This is a genomic window from Saccharothrix sp. BKS2, from assembly GCF_047689505.1.
GTDB classification, from domain to species: Bacteria; Actinomycetota; Actinomycetes; order Mycobacteriales; family Pseudonocardiaceae; genus Actinosynnema; species Actinosynnema lopnurensis.
Window position 1 is genome coordinate 198,296 of record NZ_JAUQOL010000007.1, and the last position, 26,971, is coordinate 225,266.

Sequence of the window (26,971 nt, forward strand, 5' to 3'; positions counted from 1 at the left end):
GAACCACCGCAGATGACGTCGTCACGACACCTGGACTCGGCCGCGGAGTGGCGCGAGCGCATCGCCGGGATCGCGGGCAGGCGGTGCGACCTCGAGATGCTGCTGCGGGACGAGTGGCGGCACCGGATCGCGGTGCGCGACGACGGCTCCGGGCTGCGCGCCACCCACCGCCAGGACCTCGTCCTGGTCCACGACGAGCACGGCATCCCGCGCCCGGTCGGGCGCGACGCCGCGTCGCCCGGGGCGGTCGCGCTCGCGGTGCTGCACAGCGTCCTCCACGCCTACGGGCACGGGCACCAGACCGTCGTCGCGTTCCTGGACCTCGTCGACGCGCCCGACCCCGACGCGGCGCGGGTGCTCCCGGTCGTGGTCGACCACGTGGCGCAGGCCCGGCTCACCTGCGCGGCGGCCGTCGAGGCGATCGACGAGGCCGTGCGCGACCGGAACGCCTACCTGCCGCAGGCCGAACTGTTGCAGCACGGCCTGTTCGACGCGCTCGTGGTGCTCGCGGACCGCGACCTCGTCCCCGAGGAGCTGCCCGCCTCCCCGCTCGTCGTGGTCGTGCGCGACGACCCGGAGAACGGTCGCACCCGGTGGACGCTGTGGTACGCGGGCGACCTGTTCGAGGACAAGATCGTCGTCGGCCTGCTCGACGTCGCCCGCGAGGTGCACGGGCAGTTCAGCGGCCGACCCGAGCAGCTGGTCGCCGACATCGACCTGCTCTCCGCCGAGCAGGAGCTGCAACTGCTGCGGTGGAACGACACCGACGGCGACTTCCCGACCGACACCCGCCTGGACGAGTTGTTCGAGGCGGCCGTGCGGCGGTTCCCCGACGCCGAGGCGGTCGTGTGCGGCGAGGTCCGGCTGACCTACCGCGAGGTGTCCGAGCGCGCGAACCAGGTCGCCAACTGGCTGCTCCGCGCGCCGGTGCGGGTGCGGGTGCGCGACCTCGTCGGCCTCCTGCTCGACAAGAGCGACCTCGGCGTGTCCCTCACCGTCGGCATCTGGCGGGCCGGGGCCGCCTACGTGCCGATCGACCCGGCCTACCCCGCCGAGCGGGTCCGGTTCATCGTCGGCGACACCGGCCTGCGGGTCGTCCTGACCAACCGGCGCCACGTCGAGCGGCTGCGGGACGTCCTCGGGGACGCGCACCCGGGCGTCCGGGTCGTCGCCGTCGAGGACGTCCTCGCGGAGCAGGAGGCCGCCGGGCGGTCCACGCGCGAGCACCCCGGGCTGGCGTTGAGCGCGGGCGACATCGCCTACGCCACCTACACCTCCGGCACCACCGGCGTGCCCAAGGGCGTGCCCAAGTTCCACGACAGCGTCGTCAACAGCATCACCGACCTGTCCGAGCGCTACGACATGCTGCGGCCGGGGGAGGAGCGCGTCGCGCTGTTCGCCTCCTACGTGTTCGAGCCGCACCTGCGCCAGACGCTGATCGCGCTGCTCAACGGGCACACCCTGGTCGTGGTGCCCGACGACGTCCGGCTGGACCCCGACCGGTTCCCGGACTACGTCGAGCGGCACGGCGTGACCTACCTCAACGCCACCGGGTCGGTGCTCCAGCACTTCGACCTGAGCCGCTGCCCGAGCCTGCGCAAGCTGATGCTGGTCGGCGAGGAGCTGACGGCCGCCGGGCTGCGCAGGCTGCGCGAGCGGTTCGGGGGCCTCGTCGTCAACGAGTACGCCTTCACCGAGGCCGCGTTCGTCACCGCGGTCAAGGAGTTCCCGCCCGGTGTCGCGGCCCGGCGCGACCGCAGCATCGGCAGGCCGGTGCGCAACGTGAAGTGGTACGTGCTGAGCCAGGACCTCAAGCAGCTGCCCATCGGCGCGCTCGGCGAGCTCTACATCGGCGGGCGCGGGGTGGCGCCCGGGTACCTCAACCGGGACGACCTGACCGCGGAGCGCTTCACCGCCAACCCGTTCCAGAGCGAGCGGGAACGGGAGCGCGGCGAGAACGGCAGGCTGTACCGCACGGGCGACCTGGCGCGGATGCTGCCCAACGGCGAGGTCGAGTTCATGGGCCGCAGCGACTTCCAGCTCAAGCTGAACGGGGTGCGGGTCGAGCCGGGCGAGATCGAGGCGCGGGCCCTGGAGTACCCCGGTGTGCGCGCGTGCGTCGTCGTGGCCCGCGAGGGCCGCGGCGCGGCGGGCAGGTACCTCGTCGGGTACTACGTGGCCGACGACGAGGCGGGCGTGACCGAGGCGGACCTGGTGGCGTTCCTGGAGACCCGCCTGATCCGCATCATGGTGCCCGCCCGGATGGTGCGGATGCCCGCGCTGCCCGTCAACGTCAACGGCAAGGTCGACTGGCGCGCGCTGCCCGAGGTGGACCCGGTCGCCGGGAACGGCGCCCCGGCCGCCTCCCCGGCCGCCTCCCCGGCCGCCTCCCCGGTCGCCGCCGACACCCCGGTCGACGACATCGCCGGGGCGCTCCGCGACGTCTGGGCCGAGGTGCTCGGCGTGCCGGCCGAGCGCGTCGGCGAGCAGGACGACTTCTTCCGCCTCGGCGGCCAGAGCATCTCCTGCATCCTGCTCATCGCCAGGGTGCGGCAGCGGTTCGGGCGCGCGGTCGAGGTGGCGGACGTGTTCCGCCTCCGCACCCTGGCCGGGATGACGCGGCACCTGGTGGAGCAGCGCAGCCCCGCGATCACCGCCACCGCCGCCGACCACGGGGCCGACACCGGCGGCGAGGTCCGCCTGCCCGCCAACGGTCTCCAGCAGGGCCTCTACTACCACGCCCTGCGGCGCACCGACGAGGACGACGCCTACGTCATGCAGTCGGTGCACCACTACCGCTGCCGCATCGACCCGGACCTGATGCGCGAGGCGTGGCAGCACGCGCGGCGCCGGTACCCGTCGCTGCGGCTGCGCTTCGAGTGGGCCGACGAGCCGGTGCAGGTCGTCGTCGACGACGACGCGCCGGTGGACTGGCGCTACCTCGACCTGACCGACCTCGCCGACGACGCCGCCCGCGAGGAGCGGATCCGGCGGGTGCAGGAGCGGGACCGCGCCGAGCACTTCGACCTCGACCGCGGCGGCCTGTTCCGCGTCTACCTCGTCAAGCAGCGCGACGACCTGTTCACGCTGGTCTTCAGCTGCCACCACGTCATCCTCGACGGGTGGAGCCTGCCGGTGCTGCACGACGAGGTGCACCGCGCCTACCTGCGCCTGGTCCGGGGGCTGCCCGTCGAGCGCGCCTCCGACACCGCCTACGTGGCCGCGCAGCGGTACTGGGCCGAGCGCCGCGGCGACCACGCCGACTACTGGGTGGGCCAGATCGCCCGCATCGACGAGCGCGGCGACTTCGCGGGCCTGCTCAACGAGGCCAGCCGCTACCAGGTCTCGCTCAGCGAGTACGACCACGTGCGCGAGCACCGCACCCGCAGGTTGGGCCTCGGCGCCGAGCGCACCGCGGCGCTGAAGGAGGTGTGCGCGGCCGAGCGCGTCACCCTGCACTCCGTGCTCCAGTTCGTGTGGCACCGGGTGCTGCACGCCATCGGCGGCGGTACCACCACCGTCGTGGGCACCATCGTGTCCGGTCGCAACCTCCCGATCGACGGCGTGGAGGACTCGGTCGGCCTGTTCATCAACACGCTGCCGCTCGTGGTCGACCACCGGGGCCGGGGACCGGACCGCGTCGCCGACGTGGTGCGCGACATCCAGGACCTGGTCAACACCATGAACGACCGCAGCATCGTGGAGCTGGGCAGGCTGGAGAGCGGCGAGCGCAAGCGCAGCCTGTTCGACACGCTCCTGGTGCTGGAGAACTACCCGGACCTGCTCGCCGAGACCGAGCACGGTGCCGACGAGGAGCTGCTGCGGTTCGAGAAGGCGTACGACTCCGACAAGGTCGACTACCCCATCGCGGTGGTGGCCCGCGAGGAGGGCGACGAGCTGACCGTCACCCTCTGGTACGCGGGGGAGCTGTTCGACGACAGCGCCATCGACACCCTCGTCGGCATCACGGACACGCTGTTCGCCCAGGTCGCGCGGGACCCGGGGCAGCGGGTCGCCGACCTCGACCCGGTGCCGCCCGCGATGCTGGCCCGGTACGAGGAGTGGAACCGCACGGACGCGGACTTCCCCGGCGACAAGACGCTGCACGGGGTGTTCGAGGAGGTGGCCGCGCGGTGGCCCGACGAGATCGCCGTGGTCTACCGCGACACCCGCCTGACCTACCGCGAGGTGAACGAGCGCGCCAACCGGCTCGCCCACCACCTGCGCGCGGTCGCGCGGCCGCGGCCGGACGACATCGTCGCGCTGGTGCTGGACAAGGACGAGGCGATGATGGTCGCGATCATCGCGGCCTGGAAGACGGGCGGCGCGTACGTGCCCGTCGACCCCGCCTACCCCGACGACCGCGTGGCGTTCATGCTCTCCGACACCGCCGCGAAGGTGGTGCTCACCAACGAGGAGCACGCCGATCGCCTACGCTTGCTGGCGGGCGACGCGCCCGTGCTGGCGATCGAGGGCCTGCGGCTGGACCACCTGCCCGCGGCCAACCCGGTCACCGACGTCACGAGCACCGACCTGGCCTACGCGATCTACACCTCGGGCACCACCGGCCGCCCGAAGGCGGTGCTGGTCGAGCACCGCGGCGTGGTGAACCTCCAGTGGTCGCTCTCGCGGACCTTCTCGCTGTCCAAGGAGGACGGCGACGAGGCGTTCCTCTCCTTCTCCAACTACATCTTCGACCACTTCGTGGAGCAGTTCACCGACGCGCTGCTCAACGGGCAGAAGCTCGTCGTGCTCGACGACACCATGCGCACCGACGAGGCGCGGCTGTGCCGGTACCTCACCGACGAGCGGGTCACCTACCTGTCCGGCACGCCGTCCGTGCTCTCGCTCTACGACTTCACCGCGGCCACGTCGCTGACCCGCGTCGACGCCATCGGCGAGGACTTCACCGAGCCCGTGTTCGACAAGATCCGCCGCACCTACCCCGGCACCGTCATCAACGGCTACGGGCCGACGGAGATCTCGATCACCAGCCACAAGCGGCCCTACCCGCCCGGCGAGCGGCGCGTGAACAAGAGCATCGGGCTCCCGCTCGCCAACTACCACTGCTACGTGCTCGACGGCGCCATGAAGCGGGTGCCGATCGGCGGGGTCGGCGAGCTGTACATCGGTGGCGCCGGGGTGGCCCGCGGCTACCTCAACCGGCCGGACCTGACCGCGGAGCGGTTCCTCGACAACCCCTTCCGGACCGCCGAGCAGGCGGCCAGGGGCGAGAACGCGCGCATGTACAAGACCGGCGACCTGGTGCGCTGGCTGCCGAACGGCGAGGTGGAGTACCTCGGCCGCACCGACCTCCAGGTCAAGATCCGCGGCCAGCGCGTCGAGCTGGGCGAGGTCGAGGCCGCGCTGTCGTCCTACCCGGGCGTCACCCGGGCGCTGGTGGTGGCCCGCACCCACACCGGGTCGAGCACCGCCGCGCCGCAGAAGTACCTGGTGGGCTTCTACATCGCGGACCGGGAGTTCGCGGAGCCGGACCTGAAGGAGTGGATGCGCGGGAAGCTGCCCGAGGCCGTCGTGCCCGCCCGGGTGATCCGCATCGACGACATCCCGGTCACGCCGAGCGGCAAGCTGGACGTCCGCAGGCTCCCCGAGACCGAGTTCGGCGGGGACGGCGCGGGCGACTACGTGCCGCCCTCGGGCGACGTCGAGGTCAAGCTGTGCGGCATCTGGTCGCGGGTCCTCGGGGTCGCGCCGGACCGCATCGGCGCGCACGACGACTTCTTCTCGCTCGGCGGCGACAGCATCCGCGCGATGTCGCTCGCCCAGGGCATCACCACCGGGTTCGGCAGCGGCCTCGGCGTGGCGACCGTCCTGCGGCACACCACGCTGTCCGCGCAGGCCAAGCACATCGCGGCGGCCGCCGCCACGCTCGACGCCGAGGGCGTCGAGGGCGCGGCCGGGCGCCTGGAGCAGCCGCCGGTGTCGCTGGCCCAGGAACGGCTGCTGTTCATCGACGACTTCGAGGGCGGCACGGCGGCCTACAACATCCCGTTCACGCTGCGGCTCGCGGACGAGGGCCTGACGGCGGCGTCGGTCACGGCCGCCGTGCGCGCGCTGGTGCGCCGCCACCCCGCGCTCCGGACGCTGCTGGCCGCGGACGCCGACGGGGTGCTGCGCCAGCGCGTCCTGACCGGGGACGAGGCCATGGCCGCGTTCACCGTCCCGGTGCACGTGGTCGGCACCACCGCCGAGCTGGACGCGCTGCTCGTCGCCCGGTCCGGGCACGTGTTCCGCACCCACGAGGAGCTGCCGATCCTCGCGGACGTGGTCGAACTGGCCGGCGCGCGGTACCTCGGCCTGGTCCTGCACCACACGTGCTTCGACGGCTGGTCGTGGGGCGTGTTCCGGCGCGAGCTGGCCGCGCTGCTGGCCGGCGCGCCGGAGTCCGACCTGCCGCGGGTCCGCGCGTCGTACGGGGACTTCGCCGTGTGGCAGCGGCGGTACCTGTCCGGTCGGCGGCTCGCCGAGCTGACCGGTTTCTGGCGCGCCGCCCTGGACGGGTTCGAGACGATCCGGCTGCCGCTGGACCACCCCCGGCCCGCCCGGTTCGACCACCGCGGCCGGGAGCTGGAGTTCGCCGTCGACGCGGCCACCACCGAGGCGCTGCGCGAGCTGGCCCGCTCGACGCGGGTGAGCCTCTACGCGGTGCTGCTCAGCGCCTGGTACCTGGTGCTGGCGGGGTACACCGGCCGGCGGGACCTGGTCGTGGGCACGCCGTGGGCGAACCGCGGGCGCCCCGAGTTCGACCACACCGTCGGCTTCTTCGCCAACCTGCTGGCGCTGCGCGTGCGGGTCGAGCCGGACGCCTCGGTGCGCGACCACGTCCGCGCGGTCGGCGAGGCCGTCCTGGCCGCCCAGGTGCACGGCGAGCTGCCGTTCGAGCAGCTGGTCAAGGAGCTCGCGGTGCGCAAGGACCCGAGCCGCCACCCGGTGGTGCAGGTCAACTTCACCCTCCAGAACGCCGCGGGCGACCCGACCGGACCGGACGAGTACCTGCCCGACGCGGACGGCTGGACCGCCACGAAGTTCGACCTGTCCACGACCCTGTGGGAGACCCGGGACGGGCTGCGCGGCAACCTGACCTTCGCCGCGTCCCTGTTCGAGGACGCCACGGCGCGCGGGATCGCCGACACCTTCCGGCACGTGCTCGCCGAGTTGACCCGGCCGGGCCTGGAGCCCGACCGGACCGCGGTGTCCGCGATCGGCCTCGTCGAACCCGCCGCCGAGCCCGAGCCCTCCGAACTCGAACCCTCCGAACTCGAACCCTCCGGGCGCCGGACGATGCGCGAGGTGTTCGCCGAGGTGGCCGCCACCTGGCCGGACGAGGTCGCGGTGGTGGACGCCACCACGCGCCTGACCTACCGGGAGCTCGACGCGCGGGCCAACCGGCTCGCCCACGACCTGCGCGCCGCCGTCGCGCTGTCGCCCGGTGACCTCGTCGCGCTCGTGCTGGACCAGAGCGCCGCGACGGTCGTCGCGATCCTGGCCGTGTGGAAGGCGGGTGCGGCCTACCTGCCCGTCGACCCCGGCTCCCCCGACGACCGCGTGGCCTTCATGCTGACCGACACCGGGGCGCGCGCGGTGGTGGCCGGTGAGCCGCACGCCGACCGGCTCCGCGCGATCGCGGCCGGGATCCCCGTGCTGGCGGTCGACCGGCCGGCCGGGGGCCCCGAGGGCGAACCCCGCACCGCGGCCACCGCCGCCGACCCGGCGTACGCGATCTACACCTCGGGCACCACCGGCCGGCCCAAGGCCGTGCTGGTGACGCACGCGTCCGTCGACAGCTTCCGCGAGCAGCTCGCCGGGCGCTACTTCGGCCCGCCGCGGGAGGGGCGGCAGGGCGTCCTGATGCTCGCGAACTACGTGTTCGACTTCTCGGTGGAGCAGCTGGCCCTGTCGGTGCTCGGCGGGCACAAGCTCATCGTCCCGTCGCCGTCGGCGGCCGAGGACCCGGCGTTCTACGTGCTGGCCGACCGCGAGGGGCTCAGCTACGTCAGCGGCACGCCGACCCAGGTCCAGCGCTTCGACCTGACCCGGCTGCCGCACCTGCGGGCCGTCCTGGTGGCGGGCGAGGTGTTCGGCGCCCACCACTTCTCGAAGATCCGGGCCGAGTTCGCGGGCACCCTCTACAACGCCTACGGCACGACCGAGACCACCGTCTACAACACCGTCCAGTGCTTCGCGCCCGGCGCGGAGCACCGCAACGCGCTCGGCCACCCGCTGGGCAACACCCGGCTGCACGTGCTCGGCCACGGCGGCGCGCCGCTGCCCGCCGGGGCGGTCGGCGAGCTGCACGTGGCGGGCGAGTGCGTCGCGGCGGGCTACCTGAACCGGCCCGAGCTGACCGGGGAGCGGTTCGTCCCCAACCCCTTCCGCACCGACGCCGACCGCGCGGCCGGGCGCTTCCCCGTGCTGTACCGCACGGGTGACGTCGTCCGCGTCGGCCCGGACGGCGGGCTGCGCTTCCTCGGGCGCAACGACGACCAGGTCAAGATCAACGGTGTCCGGGTCGAGCCGGGCGAGGTGGAGGCGGCGCTCGCCGCGTGCCCCGGCGTGCGGCAGTGCGCGGTCGTCGCCGGTCCCGACGGCCGCACCCCGGACGGCAGGCGTCTGATCGGCTACTACCTGCCGGACGACGGCGCCGAGGTGACGCGGGACGACGTCCTGGCCGCACTGCGCGCCCGCCTGGCGCCGAGCATGGTGCCCGGCGTGCTGATCCGCCTGGACGGGCCGCTCCCGACCACCATCACCGGCAAGCTCGACACCGCCGCCCTGCCGCAGCCCGACGCCGCGCCCGCGCGGGCGCCCTACGCGGCTCCCCGCGACCGGGTCGAGGCGCGGCTGTGCCGGCTGTGGGGAGCCCGGCTGCCCGTCGAGTCGGTCGGCATCGACGACGACTTCTTCCGCTGCGGCGGCGACTCGATCAGCGCGCTGCACCTGGCGAGCGGCATCCAGCGCGAGCTGGGCAGGCGGGTCGGCGTCAAGGAGGTGTTCGACTTCCCGACCGTGCGGCGGTTCGCGGCGCACGCGGCCACCGCGGCCGGACCGGAGGAGCCCGAGGAGGGCAGGCCCGGCGGCGAGGTGCCCCTGCTCCCGGTGCAGGAGTGGTTCTTCGCCAAACCGCTCGTCGACCGCGACTGCTGGAACCAGCACTTCGCGGTGCGCACCCCGCCGCTGGACCCGGACCGGCTGCGCGCCGCGCTGGCCGGGCTCGTCGACCACCACGACGCGTTCCGGCTGCGCTACCCGGGCGTCCGCGGCGGGGCGGTCCGTCAGGTCTACGCCGACGGGGACCCGGGCGTCGTGCTGCACGAGCTGGACGTGTGCGGCCGGTCCGACGCGGACGTGGCGGCGTGGCTGGAGGCGTTGCAGCACGGGTTCGACCTCGAACACGGCCCGATCGCCGTCGCCGCCCACCTGCACGGGTTCCCCGACGGCAGCACGCGGGTGTGGTTCGCGGCGCACCACCTCGTCATCGACACCGTCAGCTGGCGCATCCTCGCGCAGGACCTGGAGGTCCTCTACCACGGCGGCGTGCTCGGCCGCCGCACCGCGAGCTACCAGCGGTGGTCGCGGGCGCTGCGCGACTACCGGCCCGCCGAGGACGAGCGGCGGCGCTGGGTCGAGACCGTCCACGGCATGGCGCTGGACGTCCCGCGCCGGGAGGGACCGGCGCGGCGCGAGGAGTTCGCGCTGAGCCCGGCCGAGACGCAGGCGCTGCTCACGGAGTCCTCCTGGGCCTACGACACCGAGATCACCGACGTGCTGCTGACCGCGACCGCGCACGCCGTGCGCGCGGTCACCGGGCTGGCGGTCAACCACGTGACGGTGGAGGGGCACGGCCGCGAGCTGTTCGACGGCGCGCCCGACGTGCGCGACACCGTCGGGTGGTTCACCACCATGCACCCCGTCGCCGTGGTGGCCGACCCCGACGACCCCGCCCGCGGCCTCCTGGCCACCCGGGACGCCCGGCGGCTGCCGCACCACGGCATCGGCTACGGCGCCCTGTTCGGCCGCTACGGCGGCGACCGCGCCCCGCTGCCGCCGGTGACCTTCAACTACCTCGGCCGCCTCGACGGCGTCGACCCCGCCGACGGCGACGCCGTCCCCACCGCGGGCTGGCACCTTGACCCCGCGCTCTCGGGCAGCTACCACACCGAGGCCGACGCGGACGCCAACGACGCCGTCGTGGACGTGACGATGAGCTGCGTCGCCGGCCGCCTCGTCACCCGCGTCGACAGCCGGATGGGGGAGCGGGCCACCCGCGCGTTCACCGACGAGCTGGCGACGTGGCTCTCCCGGCTGATCGCCCACACCTCCGCCGCCGCCCGCGACGGGGACGGCCGGGCCCGGCGGCGGGCGGCCGCGCCGACCGAGGGGTTCGAGCCGTACCTCCTCGTCGAGGAGGACGCCGAGCGCACGATCTTCCTGCTGCCGCCGGGCGAGGGCGGCGCGGAGAGCTACCTGGGCAACCTCGCCCGGCGGCTGCCCGGCCACCGGCTGGTGCTGTTCAACAACGTCCACCTGCACACGCCCATGGCCTCCTTCGAGGACCTGGGCCGCTACTACCTCGACCACGTGCGCCGCCTGCAACCCGAGGGCCCCTACGCGTTCCTGGGCTGGAGCTTCGGCGGGGTGCTCGCGCTGGAGATGTCCCGGCAGCTGGCCCTGGCCGGCGAACGGGTCGAGCACCTGGTGCTCATCGACCCCTACCTCGGGGTGCCCCAGGCGTCCGCGGCGATCGGCCTGCCCGACGTCGAGGACGTCCTCGACCCGATCAACTTCCACTACCGGCCGGCCGCCGCGGACCTGGCGCGCCTGGCCGACGCACTCGGCGACGTGGTGCTGTTCAAGGCGGGCGAGGTCAACGACGTCGTCACCGACGAGCGGCAGAGCCGGATCTTCGCCCACTACCAGCGGACCGCGCACAACCACCTCGACCTGCTCGTGCCCGCCGGGTCGATCGAGACCCACGTGCTCGACGGGGCGACGCACCACTCGTGGGTGCACCACGTGGACCTGGTGAACACCATCTGCGACCGGGTCCTGGCCTTGCTCGCCGGGTCGCGGTCGCGGGAGGCCGCGAGAGCAGAAGGGAACGGAGGACCCACATGAAGATGCCGTCCGCCGAAGTGCCCACGATCGACGTGTCGCCGCTGTTCGGCGCCGACGCCGACGCCAAGAAGCAGGTGGCCGAGCAGATCAACAAGGCGTGCCGGGGCTCGGGCTTCTTCTACGCGTCCGGTCACGGTGTCGACGTCCAGCGCCTCCAGGACGTCGTCAACGAGTTCCACCGCACCATGACCGCGGCGGAGAAGCACGAGCTCGCCATCAACGCCTACAACCCGGCGAACCCCCGCGTGCGCAACGGCTACTACAAGGCCATCGAGGGGAAGAAGGCGGTGGAGTCCTTCTGCTACCTCAACCCCGACTTCGACGAGGACCACCCGATGATCCGCGCGGGGGTGCCCGGCCACGAGGTCAACACCTGGCCGGACGCGGAGCGCCACCCCGGCTTCCGGGAGTTCTGCGAGGAGTACTTCCGGACGATGTTCACCCTGTCCAAGGGGCTGATGCGGGGTTTCGCCCTGGCCCTGGGCAAGGACGAGCTGTTCTTCGAGCCGGAGCTGCGCGAGTCCGAGACGCTGTCCGCGGTCTCGCTGATCCGCTACCCGCGCCTGGAGACCTACCCGCCGGTGAAGACCGGTCCGGACGGTGAGCTGCTGAGCTTCGAGGACCACTTCGACGTCTCGACGATCACCGTGCTGTTCCAGACCGCGGTGCAGAACCTCCAGGTCGAGACCGTCGACGGGTGGCGGGACCTGCCGACCGACAGCGACAACTTCCTGGTCAACGCGGGCACCTACCTCGCACACCTGACCCACGACTACTTCCCGGCCCCGCTGCACCGGGTGAAGTTCGTCAACGCCGAGCGCCTCTCGCTGCCGTTCTTCTTCCACGCGGGCAACGACACGCTCATCCAGCCGTTCTCCCCGGACGGCGCGCACGAGGGCGAGCCGAACGAGGCGGTCCGCTACGGCGACTACCTGCGGCACGGCCTGACCGCGCTCATCAAGAAGAACGGCCAGACCTGAGCGGTCCGGCCACGACCCCGAACCCGACGCGACACGTGAGGAAACGACGAAGCGCATGGGCGAGACCCCTCAGGAATTCCTGGACCTGAACGACTTCCGGGGCGTCGGCGAGGACCCGGTGTGGCACCCGCCGGTCCTGGCGGACCGGCCGAGGGACTGGCCGCTGGACCAGTGGGCCGAAGCGCCACGCGACCTCGGGTACCCCGACTTCGCCCGCTACCAGTGGCGGGGCCTGAGGTTGCTCAAGGACCCGGACACGCAGGCCGCCTACCACGACCTGCTCTGCGAGCTGCGACCGCGCACGGTCGTGGAGCTGGGCGTGTTCAGCGGCGGTTCGCTGATGTGGTTCCGCGACATGGCCCGGCTCATGGACCTGGACTGCCGGGTCGTCGGCATCGACCGCGACCTGGGCCGCTGCCGGATCCCGGAGTCGGAGATGGCCGGGATCACCCTGAGCGAGGCCGACTGCGCGGACCTCACGACGTTCGAGCAGCTGCGGGACCTGCCGCACCCGCTGCTGTTCATCGACGACGCGCATGCCAACACGTTCAACGTCATGCGGTGGACGGTGGACAACCTGCTGGTGGCGGGCGACTACTTCGTGATCGAGGACATGATCCCCTACTGGCACCGGTACTGCCCGAACCTGCTGGAGGAGTACCTGGGCGCGTTCGGCAAGACGCTGTCGATGGACATGGTGTACGCCAACGCCAGCGCGCAGCTGGACCGCGGCGTGTTCCGCAGGCGGTGAGGCGCCCGTGCCGACAGTGACCAGCCCGCTGTTCTACGCGGCGCCGCTGACCCCGGACGGCCGGGTCGACGACTGGTGCATCGACGCCGTGTCCCGGCCGCCCGACGTGCTGTTCAACTTCCGCAAGGTCCCCGTCGACACCGCCATCACCGACCTGCGCGCCGGCGGGACCCAGCCGGACCTCGACGGCGCGGGCTTCGAGAAGGTCGAGGCGCCGACGCGCGTCGACCAGCAGGCCCTCTTCGCCCGCGAGCCCGGGGCGATCGCCGCCTACCAGGAGGAGGTCGGGGACCTGCTGCTGGCCCGCACCGGGGCCGCGCGCGTGTCGTTCTTCGACGCCACCGTCCGGGTGGAGGACACCGGCGCGCCGCGCGACCCGGACAACCAGGCGCCGCACCAGCGGGTCCACGTCGACCAGAGCCCCGGCAGCGCCTGGGCCCGCGCCGCGGACCACGGCGGTCCCGGCCGGTCGTCCCGCCGGTTCCAGATCGTCAACGCGTGGCGCCCGCTGCTCGCGCCGGTGCGCAACTACCCGTTGGCGCTGTGCGACTTCCGGTCCCTCGACCCGGCCGCCGACCTGGTGGCGACCAGGCTCGACTTCCCCGACTGGCTGCGGGACCGGGAGAACTACTCGGTCCGGCACAACCCCGCCCACCGCTGGTACTTCTGGGACGCGCTCACCCCGGCCGAGGTCGTGCTGTTCAAGTGCTACGACAGCGCCAGCCGCGCACTGCCGCACGCGGACGGCGCGACCCCGGACCGGGAGCTGGCCGACGTGGCCGGGCTCTCCCCGCACTCGGCGTTCTTCGTGCCGGACGGCCCCGCCACCGGCAGGCTGCGGGTGTCCCTGGAGGTGCGGGCACTGCTGTTCCACGACTGAGCCACCCCCCCGCCGGCGACCGCCGCACGTCACGACAAGGAGCACCAGGACCATGGCCGACACGACTGTCCCGCTCTTCAGCCTCGCCGAGCTGGAGCGGGGCGCGCACCGGGACGAGTTCCACCGCTGCGTCACCGAGCTGGGGGTCTTCTACCTCACCGACTACGGGGTCACCGAGGAGGACCACCGGCTGGCCACCGACACGGCCACCGGCTTCTTCTTCACGGGCACGCCCGAGGAGAAGCGGGCGATGACCACCGGCGTGCCGACCCTGCGCCGCGGCTACTCCGCGCTGGAGGCCGAGAGCACGGCGCAGGTCACCCGCACCGGCTCCTACACCGACTACTCCGAGTCCTACTCCATGGGGATCGACCGCAACCTGTTCCCGTCCGAGCGGTTCGAGCAGGTCTGGACCGGCTACTTCGACCGCCTCCACGCCGCGGCGCGGCGCACCTGCGCGGCGGTGCTGGAGGCGAGCGGCTCCTACGACGGCGGGGACATGGACACCCTGCTCGACTGCGACCCGGTGCTCCGGCTGCGGTACTTCCCCGAGGTCCCCGAGCACCGGGCGGCCGAGCACGAGCCCCGGCGGATGGCACCGCACTACGACCTGTCCCTCATCACGTTCGTCCACCAGACGCCTTGCGCCAACGGGTTCGTCAGCCTCCAGGCCGAGGTCCACGGCGAGCTGGTGGACCTGCCCGCGGTGCCCGACGCCGTGGTCGTGCTGTGCGGCGCCATCGCCCCGCTCGTCACGCAGGGCACCGTGCCCGCCCCCCGGCACCACGTGCGCTCGCCGGGGGCGCACCTGCGGGAGGGCAGCGACCGCACGTCGAGCGTGTTCTTCCTGCGCCCGTCGATCGACTTCTCGTTCTCGGTCGCCAAGGCCCGCGAGTACGGCCTGGCCGTCGACATCGACGTGCCCGGCGACACCGCCACGTTCGGCGACTGGATCGGCACCAACTACGTCACCATGCACGCGAAGGAAGGCTGAGGATGCTCGTCGTCGCCGTCAAGCCGGGGCACGATGGCGCGATCGCCGCCATCGGTGACCGCGAGCTGCTCTTCTCGCTGGAGTCGGAGAAGGACTCCCGCCCCCGGTACTCGCCCCTGCTGCCGACGACGGTCCTCGACATCGCCGAGCACCTCGGCGAGATCCCCGACGTGGTCGCCCTGGGCGGGTGGGCCGACCTGCGCCCGCGCGGCGTCGTCCGCACCGGCGCCGGGTACACCGGCATCCAGGAACCCCAGATCGGCACGTCCCGCTTCTTCGGCAAGGAGGTCACCTACTTCAGCTCCACCCACGAGCGCTCCCACGTCTACATGGCGCTGGGCATGGGGGAGCGGAGCAGCGCGCCGGAGCGGACCGTGCTGGTCTGGGAGGGCGACGTGGGCGCCTTCTACGTCGTCGACGCCGAGCACCGCATCACCCGCAGGGTGCCGGTGATGAGCGGACCGGGCGCCCGGTACTCGTTTCTGTTCGGCCTCGCCGACCCGACGTTCCCGGACACCGGCGGCAAGCCGCGCCTCAACGACGCGGGCAAGCTGATGGCCCTGGCCGCCTTCGGCGACGCCGCGGAAGCCGGTCCCGAGATCGTCCACGTGGTCGACCGGATCCTGAAGCAGGACTCGATGTACCCGGCGCCCAAGGTCGAGTACCAGGGCACGGTGCTGCACAACGCGGGCGTGGAGTCCGCCGAGTGCAAGACGGCCGCCGCCCTGCTCACCGCGCGCATCTTCGAGGCGTTCGCGGCCGTGGCCCGCGCGGAGCTGCCCGAGGGCAGCCCGCTCTACATCTCCGGCGGCTGCGGGCTCAACTGCGACTGGAACCGGGCCTGGGCCGACCTCGGCTACTTCTCGTCGGTGTTCGTCGCGCCCTGCACGAACGACTCCGGTTCCGCGGTGGGCACGGCGATCGACGCGCTGACGGCGTGCACGGGCGACCCGCACATCGACTGGAGCGTCTACAGCGGGCTCGACTTCGTCGAGGACGCCCGCCCCGACCCGGCCACGTGGCGGTCCCGCCGGCTCGACGACGCCGAGCTGGCGCGGGCGCTGTCGACGGGCCGCGTGGTGGCGTGGGTGCAGGGGCGCTGGGAGATCGGCCCGCGCGCGCTGGGCAACCGGTCGCTCCTGGCCGAGCCGTTCGGCTCGGGCACCCGCGACCGGCTCAACGACATCAAGCAGCGCGAGGACTACCGGCCGATCGCCCCGGTCTGCCGCGTCGAGGACCTGGGGCAGGTCTTCCACGAGACCTTCGAGGACCCGCACATGCTGTACTTCCGCCGGGTGCGGGAGTCGAGCGGCGTGCGGGCGGTGACCCACGTGGACGGCTCGGCCAGGGTCCAGACCGTCCGGGAGTCCGGCAACCCGCGCCTGCACCGGCTGCTGAGCGCGTTCGCGGTCGAGCGGGGGGCGGGCGTGCTGTGCAACACGTCCCTCAACTTCAACGGGGAGGGCTTCATCAACCGCACCTCGGACCTGGTGCGGTACTGCGAGTCCCGGGGCGTCGACGACATGGTCATCGGCGACACGTGGTTCGAGCGGGTCCGCTGAGGCGTGGTCCCGCCCCTCAGCTTTCGGTCAGGACCCGCACCACGACGCGGGTGGCGTCGGCGATCAGCGCGTCCACCTGGTCGGCGCCCTGGCGGTCCCGGCTCGTCATCACGGCGATGATGATCGGGTCCCGGTCCGGTGGCCACACCACCGCGATGTCGTTGCGCCCGCCGTAGGACGCGGTGCCGGTCTTGTCCCCGACGACCCAGCCCTCCGGCACGCCGGCCCGGACCACGGCGGCGCCGGTGGTGTTGCCGCGCAGCCAGCCGAGGAAGACTTCGCGGTCGGCGTCGTCCAGCGCCTCGCCGAGGGCGAACTCCCGGAGGTTGTCCGCCATCGCCCTCGGCGTGCTCGTGTCGCGCGGGTCGCCCGGCACCGCCGAGGACAGGTCCGGTTCGTACCGGTCGGCCGAGGTGACGTCGTCGCCGAGCTCGGTCAGGGCGGAGTCGTACCCCCCGGGACCCCCGAGGCGCCGCAGCAGCAGGTTGCCCGCCGTGTTGTCGCTGTAGCGCACGGCGGCCTCGCACAGCTCGCGCCACGTCATCGTGGTGCCCGCCCGGGTCTCGGTGACGGGGGAGTTGGCGAGCAGGTCGGCGGCCTCGACCCGGACCGGCTCCTCGAACTGCGCCGGCGTGGTGTCCGCCAGCACCAGCGCCGCCGCGAACGCCTTGAACGTGGACGCGTACGCGAACCGCTCGTCGGCCCCGTACGCGACCGCGCGCCCCGACCCGGTGTCCACGGCGTACACCCCGAGCCGGGCGTCGTGGACCGACTCCAGGCGGGCGAACTCCGGCGCGACGGCGGGATCGACCACCTCGACGGCCGGAGCGGGCGCGGTGGACGCGCTCGACGCGCTCGACGAGGTCGGGCCGGGCGACACCGCGCTCTCGGGCGAGGACTGCCCCGCCGGCGACGAACACCCCCCGACCGCCGCGCAGAGGAGAACGGTCACAGCACACAGCCGCTGGATCACGCCGCAGGACGTCCTTTCCGGCCACAAAACCCGAATTTACCCGAGCCAGTGTAGGCCGCACCGGGAATCGGTGGCCGTGCCGGTGGACATCTTCACGCTTTCAGGTGGTGATGAATATGTTCTGACCGCTGCGTTTTCGGTGAAGTGGTCCACCGGTTCGGCCCTGACGCATTTCGAACACGACAACCCGCTGGAGAATCATCGGTACCGCACCACCGGATATCGCCTCGCGAGGTCCGTCGGCGCCCCGCGGCTGTTTCCGGGCACGCCGCGCCTCCGCGCCGCCACGCACGTCGCGGGCGCGCTGTCGCTGCCCGACGCCTGCGCCCTGGTCGCCGCGCGGGGCTCGCCGGTGGCCGCGCTGCCCGCCGGTCCGGTGTTCGACCACCCCGGCCCCGCCGGTCCGGCCGCCGACACCCCGTCGCGGTGTTCAGACGATGAGCACGCGCGGACCGGCCGCCCCGAGTTCTTCGGCCACCGCCGAGTCGATGCCCGAGTCCGTGATGAGCGTTTCGATGTCGGCCAGGTCCGCGAACCGCGCGAAGTGGTCGTTGCCGATCTTGGTGTGGTCGGCCAGCAGCACGCACCGCCGCGCCGCGCCGATCGCCGCCCGCTTCACCATCGCCTCGGCCGGGTCCGGCGTGGTCAGGCCGCGCTCCGACGACAGGCCGTTGGTGGCGATGAACGCGACCTCGACGAAGCTGTCCTTGAGCGCCTGCAACGCCCAGGCGTCGACCGTGGCCAGGGTGCGGCTGCGCAGCCGGCCGCCGACCAGCATCACGGTCAGGTTGGGCCTGCTGGTCAGCATCAGCGCGATGTTCACCGAGTGCGTGACGACGGTCAGTTCCCGGTCCAGCGGCAGCAGGTCGGCCATCTTCGCGGTGGTGGTGCCCGCGTCCAGCAGGATCGTGCCCTCCTCGGGCAGCAGCGCCAGCGCCGCCTTGGCGATCCGCTCCTTCTCGGTGGTCATCACCCCCTCGCGCGTGGCGATGGCCGGTTCGAACCCCAGCCGCTCCACCGGGATCGCGCCACCGTGCACCCGGCGCAGCACGCCGTGGCGCTCCAGGGCGGTCAGGTCGCGGCGGATCGTCTCGGTGGTGACGGCGAACTCCTCGGCCAACGCGGCGACGTCGACCCGGCCCCTGGCACGGGCCCGGTCGAGGATGACCTGTTGGCGCTCCTCCGCGTACACGTCCTGCCCCACCCCCTGCGCACAACTCCGGGAATCCTAGTGGCCGTCATCCGAGCGCGGCAACGCGGTCGAGTTCGACGGTGCCCGCGTCCAGCGGCCGATCCGGTCGCCGCACCGGGTCGCGCGGATCGGGCACGGCGCGGTCGGAGGGCACGTCCGGGGGTCCGCGGCATCGCGCGCTCCTCCGGTCGGGGCGGGGAGCCACCGGTCAAGCCGCGCGCGACTCCCGGAGAGCCCCGGTCCTGCGCCCCGGAGGGCCGGGGACCCGGGTTCAGGCCAGGCGCAGCAGTCCGGCGTGGACGCGGTTGAGCAGCTCCAGCGACGGGCCGTCGGCGGAGGGCGTGCGGTCGTCGTGCGCGATCACGAGGCCGTCGGTGATCGCGTCGCTGATCAGGACCCGGGCCACGCCCAGCGGCACGCCCAGGTGCACGGCGATCTCGGCCACCGACAGTGGCGCGCGGCACACGCGGTGCAACCGGAGGGTGATCGCGTCGGCGGGAGGCGGCGTGCCCGGCACGGCCGACACGATGGTCTCCAGGCGCAGTTCGTGGTCCGCGCGGGTGCGCCCCCTGGTCCGCACGTAGGGGCGGGCCGTGGGTGCCGGCTGCTCGATGAGCTCCTCGGCGGTGAAGAACTCGGTAGGCCCGTCGGCGGGCGCGGGTCCGGGTTCCGGCGCGGGTCCGGGGTCGACCACCGGGTCGACCGCCCGTTCGGTCGGGAGGTCGGCCCGCGGTTCGGTCCGCGGCTCCGGGAGCGCTTCCGCGACTGCCGGGGCCGGTGCCGGGTCCCGGGGCTTGGGGCGGAAGTCGTTGGCGGCCCACGTCTCGTAATCGTGCCAACCGCCGAAGGCCAGCGGGTGGAACGAGGTCGCGGCCGGCTTGCTCCAGCGGCGCTTGGTCATGGCACTCGATCCGTCGGCGGGCACGCCTCCCGGCAACCGACCGGTGGTGCCGGCCGAAGACCCGGGGTTTGCCCAGTTTCCTGTGGTCGGGGGTGTTCTCCTCTGCGGTTGGGGACACAGTAGGCACACTCCGCGCCTGGTCAAAGGTAAAACCAGGTCAACGCGGCCACGTCAAGCGGCGAGCTTGGCGAACCACTGCCCGCCGGTACGGCTTCCGGCTGTGGCGGGGGTCACGTCCCGGCACCAGGGGAGTGCGGTGGAGATCGGGACGGCGTGAGACGCCTGGTCCGCGTTCGGGCCCGGCCCCGGCGTCGTGCCGGGATGGGCGCCCCGTGCACCCGGTCGGCTCGTAGACGCCGCACGAGGTGCCGTTCGTGCCGGCCGCCACCGGCAACCCCGGCGGGGGCGGCCCCTGGTGTCCGGCAGGACAGCGGCGCCGTCCGACTACGTCAAGTAGCACTTCCGACGCGTGTCGTGTGGGTTCCTGTGGCTTCGGCGCGGCGGCGTTCTGGCTGCGTAGCGGTGGTGCTCCGGGGGAAACCCCTAGCTTCTCCGCAGTGGTCCTTGTGTAAACAACACAAACGGATCTAAAGTCACTCAAACCAAACCGCCGAACTGGTGGCGGTGCCGGAGAGGCTTCGAGGTGGTGTGAAGTGTTCCTGACCGTGACGGCCAACCCGAGCGTGGACCGCACAGTCGAGGTCGACCGGCTGACCAGGGGCGATCTGCACCGCGCGTCCGGGGTGCACGTGCAGCCCGGCGGCAAGGGGATCAACGTCGCCCGCGCCCTGGTGCGCAACGGCTGCAAGGCCCGCGCGGTGGTACCGGCCGGTGGTGCGGAGGGCGACCAGCTCATCGGCCTGCTCACCGGCTACAGCATCGAGGTCGTGCGGGTCGCCGCACTCGGCCCGGTGCGCAGCAACATCACCATCGTCGAACCGGACGCCACGGTGACCAAGCTCAACGAGGCCGGAGCCCGGTTGAGCGGTCCCGAACTGGAGGCGTTCTGCGACGCGGTGCTGGCCCACATGCCCGGCGTGGACTGGGTGGTCGCGGCCGGGAGTCTCCCGCCCGGCGTGCCCGACACCTTCTACGCCGACCTGATCAGCCGCCTCGCGCCGACCGGCGCGAAGGTGGCGGTGGACACCAGCGGCCCCGCGCTGCTGGCCGCGGTGGAGGCCGGACCGACCCTGGTCAAGCCCAACCTGGAGGAGTTGGCCGAGGCGGTCGACCGTCCACTGCGGACTTTGCGGGAGGTCGTCGACGCGGCCGGGGAACTGCGTTCCCGGGGCGCGGAGGCGGTGTTGGCCAGTCTCGGCGGGCAAGGCGCCGTGCTGGTCGACGGCGAGGGCTCCTGGCACGCCGAGGCGCGGGCCGAGGCCCGCAGCTCGGTCGGCGCCGGGGACGCGCTGCTCGCCGGGTTCCTCTCCACAGGGGGAATTGGCCCTTCCGCACTGGCCACGGGCGTCGCTTGGGGAGCGGCGGCCGTTTCGTTGCCCGGCAGCACCATGCCGGGCCCGGAAGACGTGCGCGCACACCGGGTGGTGGTGCACCCGGACATCGAGTGGGACCGCCGGATCGACGTCTGATCCGCCGGCACCCGCCGGTCGCCGATGCCGGGCGAGGACGCCCGGCTCCCGCCGCCGCAGCGACGGCGTTCTCCCAGTCCCTCCAGCAGTAGTGGAAGTGTCAACGATGACGAGCAACGACACCCAGGCCCCCGAAGACACCCAATCCCGCGGCCAGCGCGCGCGGGTGGGCATCCAGCGCTTCGGTGGCCACCTCGCAGCCATGGTCATGCCCAACATCGGCGCGTTCATCGCGTGGGGCCTGATCACCGCGATGTTCATCCCCACGGGGTGGATCCCCAACGCCACGATCGGCGAACTCGTCGGTCCGATGATCACGTACCTGCTGCCGACCCTCATCGGCTACACCGGCGGCCGGCTGGTCCACGGCCAGCGCGGCGCGGTGGTCGGTTCGATCGCCACCTTCGGCGTGATCGTCGGCGCGGACATCCCCATGTTCCTCGGCGCGATGATCGTCGGCCCCCTCGGCGGCTACCTGATCAAGCTGTGGGACGAGAAGGTCGGCGTCAAGGTCGCGCCGGGCTTCAAGATGCTCGTCGACAACTTCAGCGCCGGCATCATCGGCGGCGCGCTCGCGGTCGGCAGCCTGTTCTCCATCGGCCCGGTCGTCGAGGGCATCACCAAGGCGCTCGGCAACGGCGTGCAGTGGATGCTCGACGCCGGCCTGCTGCCCCTCGTGTCGCTGATCGTCGAACCCGCCAAGATCCTGTTCCTCAACAACGCCATCAACCACGGCGTGCTGAGCCCGCTGGGCGTGGCCGAGGCGCTGGAGAACGGCAAGGCGATCCACTTCCTGATCGAGTCCAACCCCGGCCCGGGTCTGGGCGTGCTGGCCGCGCTGGCCGTGTTCGGCCCCCGCGCCGCCCGCGCCACCGCCCCCGGCGCGATCGTCATCCAGTTCCTCGGCGGCATCCACGAGATCTACTTCCCGTACATCCTGGCGAACCCGAAGCTGCTGCTCTCGGTCATCGGTGGCGGCGCGGCCGGTGTGCTCACCTTCAGCATCTTCGACGCGGGCCTGGTCGCCACGCCGTCTCCTGGCAGCATCATCGCCCTGATGGCCGTGACGCCGAAGGGCGGGCACTTCTCGGTCATCGCGGGTGTGCTGGTCGCGGCGGTCGTGGCGTTCGTGGTGGCCGCGGCGCTGATGAAGTTCGGCCGGGACGCCCGCCGCGAGGAGCGGGAGCAGCAGATCGCCAACGGCGGCGAGGTCAAGGTCTGACCGACCAGGGCACGACGCCGGACGAGAGGAACAGGGACGCATGAGCATCCAGGGCAAGGACATCACCAAGGTCGTCATCGCCTGCGACGCGGGCATGGGCAGCAGCGTCATGGTGGCGTCGCAGATGGCGAAGCGGCTCAAGCCGTACAAGGTGGCCGTGCAGCACAGCCCGGTCAACGAGATCCCCGCCGACGCCCAGGTCGTGCTGTGCCAGCAGGGCCTGGTGCCCCGGGCGCAGAAGAACTCGTCGGGCGCGGTCGTCATCGGTTTCCAGAACTTCATGGGCGACCCGGTGTTCGACCGCGTCGAAGCCGCCATCCGGGACGGTGGGGAGCTTGGCTGAGCTGCTGACCGCCGAGTCCGTGCGGCTCGGCCGGACCGCCGCCGACCGCGCCGCGGCCATCGACCAGGTCGGGGCCGTGCTGCTGGAGCTGGGCGCGGTCGACCCCGAGTACCTGACCGCGATGCACGAGCGCGAAGCCTCGGTCTCGACCTACATCGGCGAGGGCGTGGCCATCCCGCACGGCACGGACGCCTCGCGCGCCCACGTCCGCCGGTCGGCGCTGACCGTGCTCCAGTTCCCCGAAGGGGTGGACTGGGGAGGTGAGGACGTGCGGCTGTGCGTCGGCATCGCCGCGCAGGGCAGCGAGCAGGTCGGCATCCTGTCCGCCCTGGCCCACGTGCTCATGGACCCCGAACGCGCGGCCGAGCTGCGCCAAGCCCCCGACACCGACACCGTCCTGCGCATCCTGCGGACGGTGGACACCGAGAAGGACGAGGAGACGACGCAGTGAAGGTGGCCCGGTTCTACGCGCCCGGCGACATCCGCATCGAGGACATGCCCGAGCCCACCGCGGGCCCGGCCGAGCTGAAGTTGCGGGTGCGCAACACCTCGACGTGCGGGACCGACCTGAAGATCTTCCGGCACGGCCACCACCACATCGACCCGCCGCGCGTGATCGGTCACGAGATCGCGGGCGAGGTCGTGGAGGTGGGCTCGGAGGTGGACGGCTGGGCCGCGGGGGACCGGGTCCAGGTCATCGCAGCCATCCCGTGCGGGGAGTGCCCCGACTGCCTGCGCGGGTGGATGACCATCTGCCCCAACCAGCTGTCAATGGGCTACCACTTCGAGGGTGGCTTCGCCGAGTACATGATCGTGCCGGCGAACGTCCTCAAGGTCGACGGCGTCAACCGCATCCCGGACGGCGTGACCTACGCGGAGGCGTCGGTGGCCGAGCCGCTGGCGTGCGTGCTCAACGGCCAGGAGCTGGCCCGCGTCGGCGACGGCGACACGGTCGTGGTCGTCGGCGCCGGTCCGATCGGCTGCCTGCACGTGCGGCTGGCCCGTGCCCGCGGCGCCGAGAACGTCTACCTGGTGGAGCTCAACCGCGGCCGGCTCGACATGGCCGCGAACCTGGTCAAGCCGGACGCGGCGATCTGCGCGGCCGAGGTCGACCCGATCCAGGCGGTGCTGGACCTGACCGGTGGGCGCGGCGCGGACGTGGTCATCACCGCGTCGGCCGCGGGCAAGACGCAGGAGGACGCGCTGAAGATGGTCGCCCGCCGCGGCCGGATCAGCTTCTTCGGCGGCCTGCCGAAGGACAACCCGATCATCGCGTGCGACTCGAACCTCGTGCACTACCGCGAGCTGACCATCGTCGGCGCGAACGGGTCCAGCCCCGACCACAACAAGAAGGCGCTGGAGCTGATCGCGACGGGCGCCGTGCCGGTGGCCGACCTGATCACGCACCACCTGCCGCTGGAGAAGGTGCTGGAGGCCATCGACGTGGTGGCCGGTGGCACCGCCATCAAGGTGACGATCGAGCCCACCGCGGGCTGACATCGCGCACCACCCGCACGAACGGTCGACGAGGACGAGGAGGCGCGGAGTTGTCGCAGGTGGCTGAGGTCTCGCAGCAGCCGGTCGGGTCGAGGGAGCTGACCGGCAACCCGGCGAGCCCCGGACAGGCGGTGGGGGTGGTGGCCAGGACGGCCGCCGCGCCCGAGCTGCCCGCCGACGTGCCCGCGCCGGGACCGGCGCGGGACGAGGTGGAGGCGGCCGTCTCCGCCCTCCGCGCGGTGGTCGAGGACCTGGGCCGGCGGGCCGATGGCCTGACCGGCGAGGCCCGCGACATCCTCGACACCCAGATCGCCATGGCGGACGACCCCGCCCTGGTCGACGGCATCCGCGCCGCCGTCGACCGGGGTCGTCCGGCGGCCTGGGCCGTGCACGACGCGTTCGGCGTCCACCTGGAGGCGCTGGCCGCGCTCGGCGGGTACCTCGCCGAGCGGACCGGCGACCTCGCCGACCTGCGGGACCGGGCCGTCGCGGTGCTGCTGGGCGTGCCGACACCCGGCATCCCCGTGCGCGACGAGCCGTTCGTGCTGGTGGGCGTGGACCTCGCGCCCGCCGACACGGTCACCCTCGACCCGGCCAAGGTGGTGGCGATCGTCACCTCCAAGGGCGGGCCGACCAGCCACACCGCCATCCTCGCCCGCTCCCTCGGCATCCCGGCCGTGGTCGGGTGCGCCGAGGCCGACTCGCTGGCAGACGGCGAGCCGGTCGTGGTGGACGGCACCCGCGGCGTCGTGGTCACGTCCCCCGACGACGACGCCTCCTCCCGGGTGGCCGAGGCGGCGGCCGAGCGCGAGGCCGCGCTGGCCCGCTACCGCGGGCCCGGCGCCACCGCCGACGGCCACCCGGTGAAGCTGCTGCTCAACGTGGGCGGCGCGACCGACGGCGACGTGGACGCCGAGGGCGTGGGCCTGTTCCGCACCGAGTTCCTGTTCCTCGACCGCGCCGACGCACCCTCCCGCGAGGAGCAGCGCCGCGCCTACGGCGAGGTGTTCAAGGCGTTCGGCGCGCGACCGGTGGTCGTGCGCACGCTCGACGCGGGCGCGGACAAACCGCTGCCGTTCGCCAACGCCGACGCCGAGCCCAACCCGGCGCTGGGCGTGCGCGGCTACCGCGTGGCGTGGCGCAAGCCGGACCTGCTGGCCGACCAGCTCGCCGCCATCGCCGACGCCGCCGCCGACCACGGCGCCGACGTGCGCGTGATGGCACCCATGATCGCCACCCCGGCCGAGGCGCGGGACTTCGCCGCACTGGCCCGCGGCGCGGGCCTGACCAACGTCGGCGTGATGATCGAGATCCCGGCCGCGGCCCTGCGCGCCGCCGACGTCCTGGCCGAGGTCGACTTCGTCAGCCTCGGCACCAACGACCTGTCCCAGTACGCGTTCGGCGCCGACCGGGTGCTCGGCGAGCTGGGCTCGCTGCTCGACCCGTGGCAGCCCGCGCTGCTCGACCTCGTGGCCGTCGTGGCCGAGGCCGGTCGCGCCGCGGGCAAGCCGGTGGGCGTCTGCGGTGAGGCCGCGGGCGACCCCGGCCTGGCCCCGGTGCTCGTGGGCCTGGGCGTGACCAGCCTGTCCATGTCCGCGCCCGCCGTGCCCGCCGTCCGGGCCGCGCTGCGCGAGCGCACGCTGGACGACTGCGCCGAGCTGGCCGAGCGCGTCCGCCGCGCCCCCGACCCGGCCACCGCGCGCTCGTACGCGCTGGGCTGAGGGAGGGGCGGGGCGACGATGTGGAGGAACCACCCGTGACCGTTCCGCCCCAGCCCCGGCTCCAACCCCAACGCCCGACCCGCGGCCGGCGGCCCGCGAACGCCGCCGCGCCGCGTGCGGTTGTGCCGCACTCCGCTGTCCCGCACTCCGCTGTCCCGCACTCCGCCAGCCCGCACCCCGCCAGCCCGCACCCCGCTGGCCCGCACCCCGCTGGCCCGCACCCCGCTGGCCCGCACCCGGTCGTGGCGCACCCCGCCGGCCTGCACCCGGCCGCGCCACGACCGGTCGGCCCGAAGGCCGTCGGGTCGCGTCCCGGGACGAACCCCGTTGCGCCGGCCCGTGTTCCGCCCGACCAGGAGGCCGCGTGCCGCTGGTACGCGCGCCGCTTCGGCTGGCGCGTGGTGCCCGGGTCGGCGGGGATCAGGCTCGTGCTCGGCGGCGGCACGGTGGGGTTCCTCGTGCCCGCCGACCTCGCGGAGGTCGTGCTCTCCCGCTTCGACGCGGTCGGCGTGCCCGCGCCCGCCGTCGTGCGACCGGACGGCCGCGTGGTCTTCCTGACCGACGCCAACGACCGCTGGTTGAGCCAGAACGACATGCCCGCGGACGTGGTGTTCCTGCGCACGCCGGCGGAGGTGCCGCTGCCGCCGACACCCGTGTCCGGCGGCCGGGTGCGCTGGGCACGCCCGATCGAGGCCGGCGAGCGCTGGCTGCCCGTCGCGGAGGGCGTGCTGTCCGTCGTCCGCTCCGCGCTGGACCCCGTGCGCCGACCCGTCACACCGTGGTTCGCGCGCGACATCGAGTTGTCGACCGGTCGGTTCCCCCGGCCGGTCCGGCGGGAACGGGCCGAACGCGCGTTCCCGCACCGTCAGGAGGAGGCAGAGTTGCCCAGTACACGAGTCACCATCGGTTCGTCGGTCGGCCTGCACGCCCGGCCCGCCAAGCTCCTGGTCGAGGCGGCCCGCAAGCAGGGCGGCAAGGTCCGCATCGGCCGCAGCGAGGACGCGCTGGTCGACGCGGCCAGCATCCTCGCGGTCATGTCGCTGGGGGTGAAGGGCGGTGAGGAGGTCCTGCTCACCGTCGAGGGGGACCAGGCCGACACCGCGCTGGCCGAGCTGTCCGAGCTGCTGTCGACAGACCACGACGCGGCTCCCACGGCCGGGGGCTGAGCGCGGGACCGGAGCGGATTCCAGAGTATTCCCCAGTCCTGCCCGGCCGTACTCGGTGTGTGCA

General features: G+C 73.1%; 16 protein-coding genes. 13 read left to right on the forward strand and 3 right to left on the reverse strand.

All coding sequences use genetic code 11. The features are described from left to right. Window positions 1–12 precede the first annotated feature (12 nt). The 6 genes from Q5530_RS16960 to Q5530_RS16985 are packed head-to-tail and all read left to right on the forward strand — an operon-like array spanning window position 13 to window position 16,303. Window positions 13–11,136 carry an amino acid adenylation domain-containing protein gene (locus tag Q5530_RS16960; RefSeq protein WP_415363308.1) on the forward strand — a complete coding sequence of 3,708 codons (11,124 nt, stop codon included), beginning with the start codon at window positions 13–15 and terminating at the stop codon, window positions 11,134–11,136. Beyond that, window positions 11,133–12,116: a 2OG-Fe(II) oxygenase family protein gene (locus tag Q5530_RS16965; protein ID WP_415363310.1), complete on the forward strand. Its 984-nt coding sequence runs from the start codon at window positions 11,133–11,135 to the stop codon at window positions 12,114–12,116. Before Q5530_RS16960 ends, Q5530_RS16965 begins: the two co-directional genes overlap by 4 nt. A 55-nt stretch (window positions 12,117–12,171) precedes the next feature. Continuing rightward, on the forward strand, window positions 12,172–12,867 hold the full coding sequence (locus tag Q5530_RS16970; RefSeq protein WP_380638087.1) for a CmcI family methyltransferase: 696 nt from the start codon (window positions 12,172–12,174) through the stop codon (window positions 12,865–12,867). 7 nt (window positions 12,868–12,874) lie between these two features. Beyond that, window positions 12,875–13,747, forward strand: a complete 873-nt coding sequence (locus tag Q5530_RS16975; RefSeq protein WP_415363313.1) for a CmcJ/NvfI family oxidoreductase — start codon at window positions 12,875–12,877, stop codon at window positions 13,745–13,747. A 52-nt stretch (window positions 13,748–13,799) separates the two neighbouring features. Then, a complete protein-coding gene (locus Q5530_RS16980) occupies window positions 13,800–14,741 on the forward strand; it encodes a 2OG-Fe(II) oxygenase family protein (RefSeq protein ID WP_415363315.1) in 942 nt (313 codons plus the stop codon). 2 nt (window positions 14,742–14,743) lie between these two features. Further along, window positions 14,744–16,303: a carbamoyltransferase C-terminal domain-containing protein gene (locus tag Q5530_RS16985; protein WP_415363317.1), complete on the forward strand. Its 1,560-nt coding sequence runs from the start codon at window positions 14,744–14,746 to the stop codon at window positions 16,301–16,303. A 16-nt stretch (window positions 16,304–16,319) separates the two neighbouring features. Here the strand turns inward: Q5530_RS16985 and bla are convergent, their stop codons facing one another. From bla to Q5530_RS17000, 3 genes are all read right to left on the reverse strand, one after another. Further along, window positions 16,320–17,312 carry a class A beta-lactamase gene (gene bla / locus Q5530_RS16990; protein WP_415363660.1) on the reverse strand — a complete coding sequence of 331 codons (993 nt, stop codon included), beginning with the start codon at window positions 17,310–17,312 and terminating at the stop codon, window positions 16,320–16,322. Between the two features lie 394 nt (window positions 17,313–17,706). Further along, window positions 17,707–18,468 carry a DeoR/GlpR family DNA-binding transcription regulator gene (locus Q5530_RS16995; RefSeq protein WP_415363661.1) on the reverse strand — a complete coding sequence of 254 codons (762 nt, stop codon included), beginning with the start codon at window positions 18,466–18,468 and terminating at the stop codon, window positions 17,707–17,709. A gap of 271 nt (window positions 18,469–18,739) precedes the next feature. After that, a complete protein-coding gene (locus Q5530_RS17000) occupies window positions 18,740–19,369 on the reverse strand; it encodes a DUF742 domain-containing protein (RefSeq protein ID WP_415363319.1) in 630 nt (209 codons plus the stop codon). A gap of 653 nt (window positions 19,370–20,022) precedes the next feature. Between Q5530_RS17000 and pfkB the strand changes: the two genes are divergently transcribed. From pfkB to Q5530_RS17035, 7 genes are all read left to right on the forward strand, one after another. After that, window positions 20,023–20,958, forward strand: a complete 936-nt coding sequence (pfkB, locus tag Q5530_RS17005) for a 1-phosphofructokinase (RefSeq protein WP_415363321.1) — start codon at window positions 20,023–20,025, stop codon at window positions 20,956–20,958. Window positions 20,959–21,064: 106 nt separating this feature from the next. Continuing rightward, window positions 21,065–22,180: a mannitol-specific PTS transporter subunit IIC gene (gene mtlA / locus Q5530_RS17010; RefSeq protein ID WP_415363323.1), complete on the forward strand. Its 1,116-nt coding sequence runs from the start codon at window positions 21,065–21,067 to the stop codon at window positions 22,178–22,180. A gap of 40 nt (window positions 22,181–22,220) precedes the next feature. Further along, complete coding sequence (locus Q5530_RS17015) at window positions 22,221–22,523, forward strand: PTS lactose transporter subunit IIB (RefSeq protein WP_380642256.1); 303 nt, start codon at window positions 22,221–22,223, stop codon at window positions 22,521–22,523. Further along, a complete protein-coding gene (locus Q5530_RS17020; protein ID WP_380642254.1) occupies window positions 22,516–22,974 on the forward strand; it encodes a PTS sugar transporter subunit IIA in 459 nt (152 codons plus the stop codon). Before Q5530_RS17015 ends, Q5530_RS17020 begins: the two co-directional genes overlap by 8 nt. Beyond that, window positions 22,971–24,020 carry a zinc-dependent dehydrogenase gene (locus Q5530_RS17025; RefSeq protein ID WP_415363324.1) on the forward strand — a complete coding sequence of 350 codons (1,050 nt, stop codon included), beginning with the start codon at window positions 22,971–22,973 and terminating at the stop codon, window positions 24,018–24,020. Before Q5530_RS17020 ends, Q5530_RS17025 begins: the two co-directional genes overlap by 4 nt. A 50-nt stretch (window positions 24,021–24,070) precedes the next feature. Then, a complete protein-coding gene (ptsP, locus tag Q5530_RS17030; RefSeq protein ID WP_415363326.1) occupies window positions 24,071–25,741 on the forward strand; it encodes a phosphoenolpyruvate--protein phosphotransferase in 1,671 nt (556 codons plus the stop codon). A gap of 242 nt (window positions 25,742–25,983) precedes the next feature. Further along, window positions 25,984–26,907 carry an HPr family phosphocarrier protein gene (locus tag Q5530_RS17035; RefSeq protein ID WP_415363328.1) on the forward strand — a complete coding sequence of 308 codons (924 nt, stop codon included), beginning with the start codon at window positions 25,984–25,986 and terminating at the stop codon, window positions 26,905–26,907. The last annotated feature ends 64 nt before the right edge of the window (window positions 26,908–26,971 follow it).

What these genes read in the sequence shown, in the direction of transcription:
- Q5530_RS16960 (WP_415363308.1), top strand. Translation starts at nt 13, where the DNA reads ATGACGTCGTCACGACACCTGGACTCGGCCGCGGAGTGGCGCGAGCGC.
- Q5530_RS16965 (WP_415363310.1), top strand. Translation starts at nt 11,133, where the DNA reads ATGAAGATGCCGTCCGCCGAAGTGCCCACGATCGACGTGTCGCCGCTG.
- Q5530_RS16970 (WP_380638087.1), top strand. Translation starts at nt 12,172, where the DNA reads ATGGGCGAGACCCCTCAGGAATTCCTGGACCTGAACGACTTCCGGGGC.
- Q5530_RS16980 (WP_415363315.1), top strand. Translation starts at nt 13,800, where the DNA reads ATGGCCGACACGACTGTCCCGCTCTTCAGCCTCGCCGAGCTGGAGCGG.
- Q5530_RS16985 (WP_415363317.1), top strand. Translation starts at nt 14,744, where the DNA reads ATGCTCGTCGTCGCCGTCAAGCCGGGGCACGATGGCGCGATCGCCGCC.
- Q5530_RS17000 (WP_415363319.1), bottom strand. Translation starts at nt 19,369, where the DNA reads ATGACCAAGCGCCGCTGGAGCAAGCCGGCCGCGACCTCGTTCCACCCG.
- mtlA (WP_415363323.1), top strand. Translation starts at nt 21,065, where the DNA reads ATGACGAGCAACGACACCCAGGCCCCCGAAGACACCCAATCCCGCGGC.
- Q5530_RS17015 (WP_380642256.1), top strand. Translation starts at nt 22,221, where the DNA reads ATGAGCATCCAGGGCAAGGACATCACCAAGGTCGTCATCGCCTGCGAC.